This is a genomic window from Pseudomonas gregormendelii, from assembly GCF_017114825.1.
GTDB classification, from domain to species: Bacteria; Pseudomonadota; Gammaproteobacteria; order Pseudomonadales; family Pseudomonadaceae; genus Aquipseudomonas; species Aquipseudomonas gregormendelii.
This window is the reverse complement of the sequence record NZ_JADEVO010000002.1, coordinates 270,520-283,888: the sequence shown is the minus strand read 5'-3', so window position 1 is coordinate 283,888 and position 13,369 is coordinate 270,520. Positions and strand designations below refer to the sequence as shown.

At 59.7% G+C, this 13,369-nt stretch carries 13 protein-coding genes and 1 pseudogene; 12 read left to right on the top strand and 2 right to left on the bottom strand.

What is annotated here, in order from left to right:
* Positions 1–289: 289 nt before the first annotated feature.
* The 3 genes and pseudogenes from IMW75_RS03020 to IMW75_RS03010 all read left to right on the top strand — a co-directional run.
* Positions 290–1,126, top strand: a pseudogene (locus IMW75_RS03020) (PA0069 family radical SAM protein); the annotation flags it as partial.
* Positions 1,127–1,368: 242 nt separating this feature from the next.
* Positions 1,369–2,100: a carbonic anhydrase gene (locus IMW75_RS03015; RefSeq protein ID WP_045059094.1), complete on the top strand. Its 732-nt coding sequence runs from the start codon at positions 1,369–1,371 to the stop codon at positions 2,098–2,100.
* 87 nt (positions 2,101–2,187) lie between these two features.
* The gene (locus tag IMW75_RS03010; RefSeq protein WP_045059095.1) at positions 2,188–3,717 is read left to right on the top strand and encodes a SulP family inorganic anion transporter; all 1,530 of its coding nucleotides are present in this window, start codon (positions 2,188–2,190) and stop codon (positions 3,715–3,717) included.
* Positions 3,718–3,809: 92 nt separating this feature from the next.
* Here IMW75_RS03010 and IMW75_RS03005 read toward each other — a convergent pair whose 3' ends face one another.
* Positions 3,810–4,460 carry a hypothetical protein gene (locus IMW75_RS03005; protein WP_205891835.1) on the bottom strand — a complete coding sequence of 217 codons (651 nt, stop codon included), beginning with the start codon at positions 4,458–4,460 and terminating at the stop codon, positions 3,810–3,812.
* Positions 4,461–4,828: 368 nt separating this feature from the next.
* Between IMW75_RS03005 and coxB the strand changes: the two genes are divergently transcribed.
* The 4 genes from coxB (at position 4,829) to IMW75_RS02985 (ending at position 9,168) form a co-directional block, all read left to right on the top strand.
* Positions 4,829–5,956, top strand: a complete 1,128-nt coding sequence (coxB, locus tag IMW75_RS03000) for a cytochrome c oxidase subunit II (protein WP_045059097.1) — start codon at positions 4,829–4,831, stop codon at positions 5,954–5,956.
* An 82-nt stretch (positions 5,957–6,038) separates the two neighbouring features.
* On the top strand, positions 6,039–7,625 hold the full coding sequence (ctaD, locus tag IMW75_RS02995) for a cytochrome c oxidase subunit I (protein ID WP_045059098.1): 1,587 nt from the start codon (positions 6,039–6,041) through the stop codon (positions 7,623–7,625).
* 78 nt (positions 7,626–7,703) lie between these two features.
* Entirely contained in the window at positions 7,704–8,255 is a 552-nt protein-coding gene (locus IMW75_RS02990) for a cytochrome c oxidase assembly protein (protein ID WP_205891834.1), read from the top strand.
* A 25-nt stretch (positions 8,256–8,280) separates the two neighbouring features.
* Positions 8,281–9,168 (top strand): cytochrome c oxidase subunit 3, encoded by an 888-nt coding sequence (locus IMW75_RS02985; protein ID WP_205891833.1) that lies wholly within the window; start codon positions 8,281–8,283, stop codon positions 9,166–9,168.
* Positions 9,169–9,172: 4 nt separating this feature from the next.
* On the opposite strand, the gene IMW75_RS02980 is transcribed toward IMW75_RS02985, so the two are convergent.
* Complete coding sequence (locus IMW75_RS02980; protein ID WP_008064738.1) at positions 9,173–9,376, bottom strand: twin transmembrane helix small protein; 204 nt, start codon at positions 9,374–9,376, stop codon at positions 9,173–9,175.
* 70 nt (positions 9,377–9,446) lie between these two features.
* Here IMW75_RS02980 and IMW75_RS02975 point away from each other — a divergent pair, with 70 nt between their 5' ends.
* Genes IMW75_RS02975 through IMW75_RS02955 form a run of 5 tightly spaced genes read left to right on the top strand, consistent with a single transcriptional unit; the run spans position 9,447 to position 13,355 of the window.
* Positions 9,447–10,187: an SURF1 family protein gene (locus tag IMW75_RS02975; protein ID WP_205891832.1), complete on the top strand. Its 741-nt coding sequence runs from the start codon at positions 9,447–9,449 to the stop codon at positions 10,185–10,187.
* Entirely contained in the window at positions 10,153–10,746 is a 594-nt protein-coding gene (locus IMW75_RS02970; protein WP_045059133.1) for a hypothetical protein, read from the top strand. The genes IMW75_RS02975 and IMW75_RS02970 overlap by 35 nt, the downstream gene beginning before the upstream one ends.
* A gap of 10 nt (positions 10,747–10,756) precedes the next feature.
* Positions 10,757–11,836 carry a COX15/CtaA family protein gene (locus tag IMW75_RS02965; protein ID WP_045059102.1) on the top strand — a complete coding sequence of 360 codons (1,080 nt, stop codon included), beginning with the start codon at positions 10,757–10,759 and terminating at the stop codon, positions 11,834–11,836.
* A complete protein-coding gene (gene cyoE, locus IMW75_RS02960) occupies positions 11,824–12,723 on the top strand; it encodes a heme o synthase (RefSeq protein WP_205891831.1) in 900 nt (299 codons plus the stop codon). The genes IMW75_RS02965 and cyoE overlap by 13 nt, the downstream gene beginning before the upstream one ends.
* Positions 12,720–13,355, top strand: a complete 636-nt coding sequence (locus IMW75_RS02955; RefSeq protein ID WP_045059104.1) for an SCO family protein — start codon at positions 12,720–12,722, stop codon at positions 13,353–13,355. The genes cyoE and IMW75_RS02955 overlap by 4 nt, the downstream gene beginning before the upstream one ends.
* The last annotated feature ends 14 nt before the right edge of the window (positions 13,356–13,369 follow it).

Below are 13,369 nucleotides of genomic sequence, written 5' to 3'. Positions count from 1 at the left end.
GCCAGGCTTCGCCATTCTTGTGCTGGCAAAATAGGAAGTGGGCTAATTGCCACAGATGAAGAAATCGGGAGCATAGCTTCGGGGGATCAGATGGTGGCTTTGAATGTGGGGTTCATGGAGCGGATACGATCTACCTCCAAGCCATGCTTGGACACGAAAGCGTCTATAAGCTCATTCTGGCGTGTTCTGGTGCTGCCATCCTCTTGACGTTTAGATGAGAATCGAACGTAGGGATAACATTTTTTGGTCATTTTTTGAACAGCCAGAGACTATGGAACGTATAGCCTAGCACGTCTGCATTTACTGCTATGCCCGGCCCAGCCATGCGTATTGGGACATGTCGCCCGGACTCGATTTCGAAACCCGGCTGATCGCCAAGACCAATGCCGCCGACGTGCTGGAAGAGCAGCTGTCACGACGGGGCTATCAGTGCGCCCCCATCAACCTGGGTTCCAACACCGACCCGTACCAGCCGATCGAACGCGAACACGGGATTACCCGAAAAACCCTGGAAGTTTTGCTGCGCTACCGCCATCCGGTCACCATCATCACCAAGGGTTCGCTGATTCTTCGAGACCTGGACCTGCTGACCGAACTCGCCCGGCAGCGGCTGGTGGCGGTGATGATCAGCCTGACCACGCTGGACGATGAGCTCAAGCGCATTCTCGAGCCACGCGCCGCAGCACCGAAGGCCCGGCTGCGGGCAATCCGCGTGATGCGTGACGCCGGTATTCCTGTAGGGGTGCTGTGTTCGCCGATGATTCCAATGATCAACGACAGCGAACTCGAAAGCCTGCTTACCGAAGCGCAGGCAGCCGGTGCCCAGAGTGCAGCCTACATGATGTTGCGCCTGCCTCTGGAGGTGGCACCTTTATTCGAGGAATGGCTGGCCGCGCATTATCCTCAGCGAGCTGCGCATGTATTGAGCCTGATCCGCCAAAGCCGTGGAGGGGAGCTGTACGACAGTCGATTCGGCGCTCGAATGCGCGGCGAAGGCCCCTTTGCCGACTTGCTGGCGCAGCGCTTCGCCAAGACCATCAAACGCCTGGGGCTCAATCGTCGGGAAGGTTTTGATCTGGACTGCAGTGCCTTCTGTCCCCCGGGTCGCCAAATGTCGCTGATTTAGGGAGAATTAGCCTATTGTTGAAGCGGAACAAAGCATGTGGCCACCACACCAGTCACGTTTTTTGTGACCTGGAACACATGTTCTAGAGCGGTTGATTCAGTTTGAGTTAAGTTTCGCGGGCTACCTTGTTCATCGAGTGACTGACGGGTCGAGATTTCTTGGCCTGGATGTTTTTAACAGCCACTGGCTTCACATCGGACAACACGGGACAATTCCCCCACTCCGCCCAAGAGGATGAATTTATGAGTGACAAGGATAAACAGCCGCTGGCTGCGTCGGCTTCCGCCCAACCCGAAGCGGAGTCTGCCGATGCAGCGCTGCAGCATATCGTTGATGGCTTCTTGCATTTTCATCACGACGTCTTCCCCCAGCAGGAAGAACTCTTCAAAAAGCTCGCGACGGCACAAAGTCCCCGGGCAATGTTCATCGCTTGCGCCGACTCGCGCATCGTTCCTGAACTGATTACTCAAAGCGCGCCCGGCGATCTGTTTGTGACCCGTAACGTAGGCAACGTCGTGCCACCTTATGGGCAAATGAACGGCGGCGTTTCCACTGCCATCGAATATGCGGTGCTGGCGCTGGGTGTACAGCACATCATCATCTGCGGACATTCCGACTGCGGCGCCATGCGCGCAGTGTTGAACCCCGATAGCCTGGAAAAAATGCCGACGGTCAAAGCCTGGCTGCGGCACGCAGAAGTGGCGAAAACCATGGTTCATGAGAACTGCAACTGCGCCGACGAAAACGAAAGCATGCATGTCCTCACTGAAGAGAACGTGATCGCGCAACTCCAGCACCTGCGCACGCACCCATCCGTGGCTTCGCGCATGGCCAACGGCCAACTGTTCATCCATGGCTGGGTCTACAACATCGAAACCAGCGAAATAAAAGCTTACGACGCGGACAAAGGTTGTTTCCTGCCATTGGATGGCAGCCATCCGATCCCCGTGGCGACGCCCAAAGCGCGCTTCTAACGCCTCCTAAACCCCTGTGTAGCAAAGCCGGCCGCTGAATAAGCAGCCTGGCTTTGCCACGCCTGAAGAAATGTCGGGAGAATCAACATGCGTGCTGCGCAACTCAAAGCTGCACTGCCGCGGGAGCTGCTGGCTTCGGTGGTCGTATTTCTGGTGGCCCTGCCCTTGTGCATGGGTATCGCCATCGCTTCCGGCCTGCCACCCGCCAAAGGCCTGATCACCGGGATCATCGGCGGCCTGGTTGTAGGCTGGCTCGCCGGCTCCCCCTTGCAAGTCAGCGGTCCTGCCGCCGGGCTTGCGGTACTCGTCTTCGAACTCGTGCGTCAGCATGGTATTGCCATGCTGGGGCCGATCCTGCTCTTAGCGGGTTTCCTGCAACTGGTGGCCGGTCGGTTGAAACTGGGCTGCTGGTTTCGGGTGACGGCACCCGCCGTGGTCTACGGCATGCTCGCAGGCATTGGCGTGCTGATCGTATTGTCCCAAGTGCATGTGATGCTCGACGCCGTGCCCAAACCTTCCGGCCTGGACAACCTGGCCACCTTCCCCGCAGCCGTTGCGCAAGCTTTGCCATCGGTGGGCTGGCAGGCTGGTTTGCTCGGCCTGGGGACGATTGCAGTGATGTGGCTGTGGGAAAAATTTCGTCCGCACTCACTGCGCTTCATACCTGGCGCCTTGCTCGGTGTAGGGCTGGCAACCGGGGCCAGCCTGGTGTTGGCCTTGCAGGTCAAACGAGTGGAAGTCCCGGCTAACCTCGCGGAAGCGATCGACTGGCTGAAACCGGCGGACTTGCTCAACCTGGCCGACCCCACCCTGCTGATCGCGGCGTTTGCCGTGGCATTTATCGCCAGCGCCGAAACCTTGCTCTCCGCCGCCGCCGTCGACCGCATGCACAGTGGCCAGCGCTCTGACTTCGATCGGGAGCTGTCTGCCCAAGGTGTGGGCAACATGCTCTGCGGCCTGCTGGGTGCGTTGCCAATGACCGGCGTGATCGTGCGGAGCTCGGCCAACGTGCAAGCCGGCGCGACCACGCGATTGTCGACGATTTTCCACGGGCTATGGTTGCTGGCTTTCGTCCTGTTGCTCTCCAGTGTGCTGCAGAGCATTCCGGTAGCGAGCCTGGCGGGCGTTCTGGTTTACACCGGTTTCAAACTGGTCGACCTCAAGGCGTTTCGCGGCCTGGGGCGTTACGGCAGGATGCCGATGTTCACCTATGCGGCGACCGCATTGGCGATTGTCTTCACCGACCTGCTGACCGGCGTGTTGATCGGCTTTGGCCTGACGCTGGCGAAGCTGGCGTGGAAAGCTTCGCGCTTGAAGATCAGCCTGATCGACCTGCCTGCCGATGGCGAGATGGAGTTGCGCTTGAGCGGTGCCGCGACCTTTCTGAAGGTACCGGCGCTGACGCAGGTGCTGGGGACTATCCCGCCGGGCGCGACTGTGCACGTGCCGCTCAATAACCTGAGCTACATCGATCACTCGTGCCTGGAACTGCTCGAAGAGTGGGGACGAGCCAATGCGGCGAAGGGTTCGAAGCTGCTGATCGAGGCGCGTGGGTTGAAGCGCAGGCTGGAAGGGCGTTTACGGACCACTACTGGCGTAGGGTCTGCAGGGGTCTAAAGCAAAAGATCGCAGCCTTCGGCAGCTCCTACATTGGACCTGCGTGCATTCCGTAGGAGCTGCCGGAGGCTGCGATCTTTCAAGTATTACGGTTAAGCCGCAGGCTGATCCAGGTCCAGGCCCACGCCTAACCGGCGCGACATGCACGGCCAGCGTTTCCACGCGGCGCCAGTGTGCGGGCTGCTGAGCTTCTCGCGATAGGCTTCAACCGACTCCAGTGCAAAACTCTGGTCGTCGAGCATTTCGTCGAGCGCGTGATGCACGGCCTCGTCCAGCTGGTTGGCAAATTCCTCACCGATCAACTGGTGGGCGATCAGGTTGGCAACAGTCATGTCCAATGGGATCAAGGGCTGGCCAAGATGCTTGATGTACAGGTCATTGACCTCTTCGACAAAGCGATGTGCCAGGTACGCTTCATCCAGCAGGCTGTCGAGCCCGATGTGGCCGGCCATGATGGCGGGCGGCTGGAGGAAATACTGCTCGGCGATTTTCAACACTGGGGTGATCTGCGACTGGATACCCGCTTCCTTGGCCACTTCGTTGGCTGCATCCAGCAGGTCAGGCACCTCGTCAATGTAGGCCGCAACAAAACGAGTGAGCACACCCTTGGCGTCCGTCTCCGGCAGCTGGATGGACGGGTGCAGATGTGGCAGTTTGCTTTCCAGCTGACGAGTCAGCAAGCCAGTCTCGCCTTCGTGCTGTTGGGCTTTTTGGATCTGCTCGCGCAATGCGGCGGTGTTCATGAAAACTCCAGGAAACAAGGCAAAGAAATAGGGAAGACATAACTTAGCTGGCGCAGGAAAATTCTTCAGACGCATTTGTCATAATTATTTCACCCTTAAGACATCAAAGTTATATCCATTTGCCACCACTCGTCTGCATCCTTCTCCATTCGTGCCCTTGAGCGCAAGTGCGTCCTGTCACGGTTCATTTACCCCATCGCATTGCGAGGTCTCAGTCGCTGTCTATACTCGGGTTGGAATGGAGTTAGCTGATGACGCCCGACTGCACACGCAGCAAGGCCCGGCAATCAAGTTCGTAGTCTGAAAAGCCGCTCCCTTGCCACTGGTGAAAGCCGGCGGGATAACAAGAACGATAAGGGGAACCCGCAATGATGCGACATCCACACGTCTGGATGGGCCTCCTGTTGTGGTCGATTTTCAGTCAGGCGCAAGCGGCCTGGACTGTGAATATGGCGCCTGGAGCGACTGAAATCAGTCACGCAGTATTTGACCTGCACATGACCATTTTCTGGATTTGTGTAGTGATCGGCATCATCGTCTTCGGCGCCATGTTCTGGTCGATGATCCTCCACCGCCGCTCAACCGGGCAGGTGGCCGCAAAATTTCATGAAAGTACGACCGTAGAAATCCTCTGGACCATCGTGCCCTTCCTGATCCTGGTAGCCATGGCGGTTCCCGCGACTGCAACCCTGATCAAGATGTACGACACCAGTGAGCCGGATATCGATATCCAGGTCACCGGTTATCAGTGGAAGTGGCATTACAAATACCTGGGCCAGGACGTCGAGTTCTTCAGCAACCTGGCCACCCCCGCCGAGCAGATCCACAACAAGGAAACCAAGGGCGAGCACTATTTGCTCGAAGTCGACAAGCCGCTGGTGCTGCCGATTGGCGCCAAGGTGCGTTTCCTGGTGACCTCCGCCGACGTTATCCACTCCTGGTGGGTGCCCGCCTTTGCGGTCAAGCGCGATGCCATTCCCGGTTTCGTCAACGAAGCCTGGACACGCGTCGACAAGCCCGGCATCTACCGCGGTCAGTGCGCCGAGCTGTGCGGCAAGGACCACGGTTTCATGCCGATCGTGGTCGAGGTCAAGGAAAAGGCCGACTATGAAAAATGGCTGGGCGAACGCAAGGCTGAAGCGGCGCAGCTCAAGGAGCTGACCAGCAAGGAATGGACGCTCGACGAACTCAAGGAACGCGGTGACAAGGTCTATCACACCACCTGCGTAGCCTGTCACCAGGCCGAAGGCCAGGGCCTGCCGCCAATGTTCCCGGCACTCAAAGGCTCGAAAATCGCCACCGGACCGAAAGAAGGGCACTTGGGCATTGTCTTCCACGGCAAACCAGGCACCGCCATGGCAGCGTTCGGCAAGCAGCTCTCGGAAGTCGACATAGCAGCGGTCGTGACTTACGAGCGTAACGCCTGGGGCAACAATAAAGGCGACATGGTCACGCCAAAAGAAGTGCTGGAGCTGAAACAGGCGGAAAGCAAATGACCCGGTCTATTGCGTACTCAAGGAACCGGTCGGGGCAGCGTGCCCCGGCCTGCCCAGCCCATCTGTTTGCAGGAGACACGCCATGAGCGCCGTCATCGATGACCATGGTCATGCCGACCACGCCCACGGCCCCGCCAAAGGCCTGATGCGCTGGGTGCTGACCACCAACCACAAGGACATCGGCACACTGTACCTGTGGTTCGCGTTTTCCATGTTCCTGCTTGGCGGTTCGTTCGCGATGGTGATTCGCGCCGAGCTGTTCCAGCCGGGGCTGCAAATCGTCGAACCGGCCTTCTTTAATCAGATGACCACCATGCACGGCCTGGTGATGGTCTTCGGTGCGGTGATGCCGGCATTCGTTGGGCTGGCCAACTGGATGATCCCGTTGATGATCGGCGCGCCGGATATGGCCCTGCCGCGGATGAACAACTTCAGCTTCTGGCTATTGCCAGCTGCGTTCATCCTGCTGGTATCGACCCTGTTCACGCCCGGCGGCGGGCCTAACTTCGGCTGGACGTTCTACGCCCCGCTGTCGACAACCTATGCACCGGAAAGCGTGACTTTCTTCATCTTTGCCATCCACCTGATGGGGATCAGTTCGATCATGGGCGCGATCAACGTGATCGCCACCATCCTCAACCTGCGCGCTCCAGGCATGACGTTGATGAAAATGCCGCTGTTCGTCTGGACCTGGTTGATTACCGCTTTCCTGCTGATTGCGGTGATGCCGGTACTGGCCGGTTGCGTAACGATGATGCTGATGGACATCCACTTCGGCACCAGTTTCTTCAGTGCGGCCGGGGGCGGTGATCCGGTGTTGTTCCAGCACGTGTTCTGGTTCTTTGGGCACCCCGAGGTGTACATCATGATTCTGCCGGCCTTCGGTGCCGTCAGCTCGATCATCCCGACCTTTTCACGCAAGCCTCTGTTCGGTTACACCTCGATGGTCTACGCCACGGCGAGCATCGCGTTCCTGTCGTTCATCGTCTGGGCGCACCACATGTTCGTGGTCGGCATTCCGCTGGTGGGCGAGTTGTTCTTCATGTACGCCACGCTGCTGATCGCGGTACCGACCGGGGTCAAGGTGTTCAACTGGGCCAGCACCATGTGGCAAGGCTCGCTGACCTTCGAGACGCCGATGTTGTTCGCTGTGGCGTTCGTGATCCTGTTCTCCATTGGCGGCTTCTCCGGCTTGATGCTGGCCATCGCTCCGGCGGACTTCCAGTACCAGGACACCTACTTCGTGGTTGCGCATTTCCACTACGTGCTGGTGCCAGGGGCGATTTTCGGGATCTTCGCCTCGGCTTATTACTGGCTGCCGAAATGGACCGGCCACATGTACGACGAAACCCTCGGCAAGCTGCACTTCTGGCTGTCGTTCATCGGCATGAACATGGCCTTCTTCCCGATGCACTTCGTGGGGCTGGCAGGCATGCCGCGGCGGATTCCGGACTACAACCTGCAGTTCGCCGACTTCAACATGGTGTCGTCGATTGGTGCATTCATGTTCGGCACCACTCAGCTGTTCTTCCTGTTCATCGTGATCAAGACGATTCGCGGCGGCCCGCCAGCACCGGCCAAACCATGGGATGGCGCGGAGGGCCTGGAGTGGAGCATCCCGTCACCGGCGCCTTATCACACCTTCACCACGCCGCCGGAAGTGAAATGAACACCCTCGGCCTTGCACGAATTCCTGTGGGAGCTGGCTTGCCAGCTCCCACAGGGGTCTCGGTATGGAGTTGGAATCATGGCTGACTCGATTTCGATGAAAAAACTGGTCACCCGCCTGCTGATGGTGGTGGTGGCAATGTTCGTCTTCGGGTTTGCCCTGGTGCCCATCTACGACGTGATGTGCAAGGCATTCGGTATCAATGGCAAAACTTCCGGACAGTACGAAGGTGAACAGACGGTGGATCTGTCTCGCCAGGTACGCGTGCAGTTCCTGTCGACCAACTCCGCCGACATGTCCTGGGACTTCTATCCCAAGCACGATGAGTTGACCGCCAACCCTGGCGCCGTGAACGAGATGATCTTCATCGCCCACAACCCTACCGATCGCCCGATGAGCGCCCAGGCCGTGCCCAGCATCGCGCCCAGCGCTGCGGCAGCGTACTTCCACAAAACCGAATGTTTCTGCTTTACCCAGCAAGTGCTGCAGCCCGGTGAACGGATCGAGATGCCGGTACGTTTCATTGTTGACCGTGACATGCCCAAGGATGTGAAGCACCTGACGCTGTCCTACACGCTGTTCGATATCACCGCCCGACATCCCCCGGTAGCTTTAAACACTGGCGGCTGAGCGTGCCCGATAAGGAGAACAATAAATGGCAACTCATGAGCACTATTACGTACCGGCCCAGAGCAAGTGGCCGATCATCGCCACGGTCGGCATGTTCGTCACCGTGTTCGGCCTGGCCACCTGGTTCAACGACCTGAAAGCGGCGCGCCCGGAATCCCACGGCCCGCTGATCTTTTTCGTCGGCGGCCTGCTGGTGGCGTACATGCTGTTCGGCTGGTTCGGTACCGTGATCAAGGAAAGTCGCAGCGGCTTGTACAGCGCGCAGATGGACCGTTCATTTCGTTGGGGCATGAGCTGGTTCATCTTTTCGGAGGTGATGTTTTTCATCGCCTTCTTCGGTGCACTGTTCTACGTGCGCCACGTCTCCGGCCCTGCGCTCGGCGGAGAAGGCGCCAAAGGCATAGCTCACATGCTTTGGCCTAACTTCGAGTTCGTCTGGCCATTGCTGAACAACCCTGACTCGAAACTGTTTCCGCCACCCAAGGAAGTCATCAGCCCATGGGGCCTGCCGTTGCTCAACACGGTGTTGTTGGTGAGTTCCAGCGTGACCGTCACCATCGCCCACCACGCCTTGAAAAAGGGCCATCGCGGCGCGCTGAAGCTCTGGCTGGCGATCACCGTGCTGCTGGGCTGCGCGTTCCTCTTTTTCCAGGCTGAAGAATACATCCACGCTTACAAGGAACTGGGCCTGACACTGGGTTCGGGCATCTACGGCGCGACGTTCTTCATGCTCACGGGGTTCCACGGCGCCCACGTGACCATGGGCACGATAATCCTGTTCGTGATGCTGATGCGGGTGATGCGCGGGCACTTCGACAACGAGCATCAGTTCGGCTTCGAAGCGGCGAGCTGGTACTGGCACTTCGTGGACGTGGTGTGGATCGGTTTGTTCGTCTTCGTCTACGTACTTTGAGGCATCACCAAGGCGCGTGAGACACCAGCTGGCCGCTGAAGAATCCCCAGGCGATCAAGCCGACGGTAATGGCGGCCAGGGCTACACGAACACTCAAGGCAATGACGAGACGGTTCGAGCTGCTGTCGTCCTTGACCAGAAAAAACAGGCCGCTGAACAGGCTGACAACCGTGGCAATCAGCATCAGGACGATGGCTGCTTTGAGCATGGTGAGACTCCAGGGGAAATGCGATGCACTTGAGTATAGCTATCGCGACTACCGACATTCTGGCGACGTCATGAAGCGCTTCCGGCCAGGCATCGTGCCGAGTTTGGTGGTGGCCTTGTTGCTGCCACTGCTGGTCTCGCTCGGTTTCTGGCAACTGAATCGCGGCGCGGAAAAAAGCGCGCTGCTGGACAGTTATGCCGAGCGCCGGCTGGCGGAACCGATGGCCAGCACTGCGTTACAGCACACCGAGGATCCTGCCTTCCGCCGGGTCGTGCTGCGTGGCCAGTTCGATGCCGCGCACAGCCTGCTGCTGGATAACCGCCAACGGGACGGCAAGGTCGGGGTCGAGTTGCTGCAGCCGTTTCAGGATCAAGCCAGCGGCCAATGGCTGCTGGTCAATCGCGGTTGGCTGCCCTGGCCGGACCGGCGCATCCCCGCGCAATTCACCACGCCTGGCGAAGTCTTGAACCTCACCGCCTGGGTCTACGTTGCTCCGGGCGCTACTTTCCAGCTTCACGCCGACCCGGCCACCACCACCTGGCCGCAACTGGTGACAGCGGTGGAACCGGCGAAGCTCTGGGCAGCATTGGAGCGTGATGGTTTCCCTTACGAATTACGTGCAGAACCGGGTCCCGGGATCTACCAGGCCGATTGGCCGGTGGTCGCCATGGGGCCAGAAAAACACATCGCTTATGCCGTGCAGTGGTTCGCCATGTCGATCGCCCTGCTCGGCCTGTTCATCTACCTCGGCTGGCACAACGCAAAGGAGAAACACCATGGGAGCGGCCATGAATCCACCCAGCATGTCTGAAGCGAAGTCGCCGGCAAGTCGGCGCAAAGGGCGTTTGCAGCTGCTGCTGATTCTGCTTGGGGTGATCGGTCCGATGATCCTCGCCACCGGCATGTACAAACTGCAGTTCTGGGTACCGGAGGGGCGCAGTTATCACGGCGAACTCATCGGCAATGGCCAGACCCGCGCCGATCTTGGCGTGCAGGCTCAGGAGCAACGCTGGCAAATGCTGGTGACTGCACCCAAAGACTGCTCGGTTGACTGCCAGCAGCTGGTGTACCTGGCGCGCCAGGTGCAGATCGGCCTCTCCCGCGATGCATCCCGGGCCAGTCACGCCCTGGCCGCCGCGCAGCCGCTCAACAGCGAGTACGAAGCCAAGCTCGCCCGCGAATACCCACAACTGCAACGTTATCCCATGGACCTGACCACGTTCAGCAAGACCACTGGTGACCACGCCGTGCCGCAGCTGTGGATCATCGACCCCCACGGCAACCTGGTGCTGCGCTACGACCCGACCGTCAAGGGCAAGGACCTGCTCAACGACCTGCGCCACCTGCTGAAACTGTCGAACATCGGATAAGGGCATCGTCATGGCCAAACCTGGATTTCGCCTCGCGCTGTTTGCCACCCTGCTGGCACTGATAGTGGTGCTGCTCGGCGCCTATACCCGCCTGACCCACGCCGGCCTTGGCTGTCCGGACTGGCCGGGCTGCTACGGCTTCATCAGCGTGCCAAAAAGCGAGGCCCAGCTGGCCCATGCCGAATTGCATTTCCCCGACACGCCCGTCGAAGCCCATAAAGGCTGGAACGAGATGATCCATCGGTACTTTGCCGGCACCCTTGGGCTGCTGATTGCCGTACTGGCCGGCCGTGCGTGGGTGCATCGTCGGCACCCGGGGCAACCGGTGAAGTTGCCGTTGTTTTTGTTGGCCGTGGTGATCGCCCAGGCCGCGTTCGGCATGTGGACCGTGACGCTAAAGCTCTGGCCGCAAGTGGTCACCGGGCATCTACTCGGCGGCTTTGCCACCTTGAGCCTGTTGTTTCTCCTGACCTTGCGCCTGTCCGGGGTATTGCCCGCACTGACCGTGCCACGACGCCTGCAGCATTGGGCGACGGCTGGCTTGCTGCTGGTGATCGGACAGATCGCCCTTGGAGGCTGGGTCAGTTCGAACTATGCCGCCGTAGCCTGTATCGACTTCCCGACCTGCCACGGGCAATGGCTGCCGCCGGCTGATTTTGCCAACGGCTTTCACCTCACACAGCACATCGGCCCGAACTACCTGGGTGGACAACTGGACAGCGATGCCCGCACCGCGATTCACCTGACCCACCGAATCGGCGCGTTGCTGGTAACGCTTGTATTGCTCGGCCTGGCGTGGCAACTCAAGGTCGTCGGCATGACCCGGCTGGCGGGGCTGGTGCTGGTGGCACTTGCCGCCCAGATCACCCTCGGCATCAGCAACGTGCTGTTCCACCTGCCATTGCCGGTGGCCGTCGCGCATAACGCCGGCGGCGCGGCACTGCTGCTGACGTTGGTGCTGGTCAATTATCACGCGCGAACCAGCCTGGTTCGGGTCAAGCAGCAATTCCCTGCACGCTGGCGGTTCAGCCCGCGTAAACATTCAGCCGGGCCCATAACAATAAAAGGAGAGATGCCATGGCGACTCTGATCGGCGAACGTCACAGCCAGGCGATCTGGCGTGACTATCTGGAGCTGACCAAGCCGAAAGTGGTGGTGCTGATGCTGATCACCTCACTGGTCGGCATGTTCCTCGCGACCCGCGCCGGGGTGCCCTGGACGGTGCTGATCTTCGCTAACCTGGGGATTGCGTTGTGTGCCGGCGGCGCGGCGGCGGTCAACCATGTGGTGGATCGGCGCATTGATGCAGTCATGGCCCGCACACACAAACGGCCCCTGGCCGAAGGACGGGTTTCACCGGCCGCCGCGCTGACCTTTGCCCTGGTGCTGGCCGTGCTCGGCCAGGCCCTGCTGTTGACGTTCACCAACCCGTTGACCGCCTGGCTGACCCTGGCCTCCCTGCTGGGTTACGCGGTGGTCTACACCGGTTTCCTCAAGCGCGCGACTCCACAAAACATCGTCATCGGCGGATTGGCCGGTGCCGCGCCTCCGCTGCTTGGCTGGACCGCTGCGACCGGCCATGTCAGCGCCGAACCGCTGCTGCTGGTCCTGATCATATTCGCCTGGACCCCGCCGCACTTCTGGGCGCTGGCGATTCACCGCAAGGAGGAATACGCCAAGGCCGACATCCCGATGCTGCCCGTGACCCACGGCGAGCACTACACCAAGGTGCACATCCTGCTTTACACCTTCGCGTTGCTGGCCGTCAGCCTGATGCCTTACGTGATCCACATGAGCGGCCTGCTCTACCTGGCCTGCGCGCTCGTCCTGGGCGCGAGGTTCCTGCAATGGGCCGTGGTGCTGTACCGTGGCACTCGGCCGCACGCGGCGATCAACACCTTCAAGTACTCTATCTGGTACTTGTTCCTGCTGTTTATCGCGCTGCTCGTAGACCACTACTTACTGTTGAACCTATGACTCGAACCCAGAAAACCGTCTTCATCCTCGTCGCCCTGATCGCGCTTGTGCTGGGCCTGACCATCAATAAAGTGCTGTCTGGCAAAGGCCAGGGGGACCCGACGGAGTTGATCGACGCCGGCATCATCCTGCTGCCGCAAAGCCGCAACCTGCCGGATCTGACCATGACCGACCAGGATGGCAAGCCGGTTGCGGTCGACGAGTTGAAAGACAAATGGTCACTGCTGTTCTTCGGCTACACCTTCTGCCCGGACATCTGCCCGACCACCCTCGCCCAACTGCGCCAGATCAAGAGTGAGTTGCCGGCGGACGTGGTGGACAAGCTGCAGATCATCCTGGTCAGTGTCGACCCCAATCGCGACACGCCCAAGCAGCTTAAGCAGTACCTGGGCTACTTCGACCCGCAGTTCATCGGCCTGACGCCGACCTCGATCGCCGACCTGCAAAAATTCGCCAATGCGGTGAGCATCCCGTTCATCCCGGCAGATACCACCAAGCCAAACTACACGGTGGATCACAGCGGCAACCTGGCGGTGATTGGCCCGGATGGGACGCAGCGCGGGTTTATTCGGGCGCCGTTGAATAATGTGAAGCTGGTGGCGCAGTTGCCGGTGATGCTCAAACGCCAATAGCTTTTTGAGGCACA

Bases quoted from the DNA above. Each gene is read 5' to 3' on its own strand.
- IMW75_RS02965 (WP_045059102.1), top strand. From the start codon at position 10,757: ATGGCCAAACCTGGATTTCGCCTCGCGCTGTTTGCCACCCTGCTGGCA.
- IMW75_RS03005 (WP_205891835.1), bottom strand. From the start codon at position 4,460: ATGAACACCGCCGCATTGCGCGAGCAGATCCAAAAAGCCCAACAGCAC.
- IMW75_RS02980 (WP_008064738.1), bottom strand. From the start codon at position 9,376: ATGCTCAAAGCAGCCATCGTCCTGATGCTGATTGCCACGGTTGTCAGC.
- IMW75_RS02975 (WP_205891832.1), top strand. From the start codon at position 9,447: ATGAAGCGCTTCCGGCCAGGCATCGTGCCGAGTTTGGTGGTGGCCTTG.
- cyoE (WP_205891831.1), top strand. From the start codon at position 11,824: ATGGCGACTCTGATCGGCGAACGTCACAGCCAGGCGATCTGGCGTGAC.
- coxB (WP_045059097.1), top strand. From the start codon at position 4,829: ATGATGCGACATCCACACGTCTGGATGGGCCTCCTGTTGTGGTCGATT.
- IMW75_RS02985 (WP_205891833.1), top strand. From the start codon at position 8,281: ATGGCAACTCATGAGCACTATTACGTACCGGCCCAGAGCAAGTGGCCG.
- IMW75_RS03010 (WP_045059095.1), top strand. From the start codon at position 2,188: ATGCGTGCTGCGCAACTCAAAGCTGCACTGCCGCGGGAGCTGCTGGCT.
- ctaD (WP_045059098.1), top strand. From the start codon at position 6,039: ATGAGCGCCGTCATCGATGACCATGGTCATGCCGACCACGCCCACGGC.
- IMW75_RS02955 (WP_045059104.1), top strand. From the start codon at position 12,720: ATGACTCGAACCCAGAAAACCGTCTTCATCCTCGTCGCCCTGATCGCG.
- IMW75_RS02990 (WP_205891834.1), top strand. From the start codon at position 7,704: ATGGCTGACTCGATTTCGATGAAAAAACTGGTCACCCGCCTGCTGATG.
- IMW75_RS02970 (WP_045059133.1), top strand. From the start codon at position 10,153: ATGGGAGCGGCCATGAATCCACCCAGCATGTCTGAAGCGAAGTCGCCG.
- IMW75_RS03015 (WP_045059094.1), top strand. From the start codon at position 1,369: ATGAGTGACAAGGATAAACAGCCGCTGGCTGCGTCGGCTTCCGCCCAA.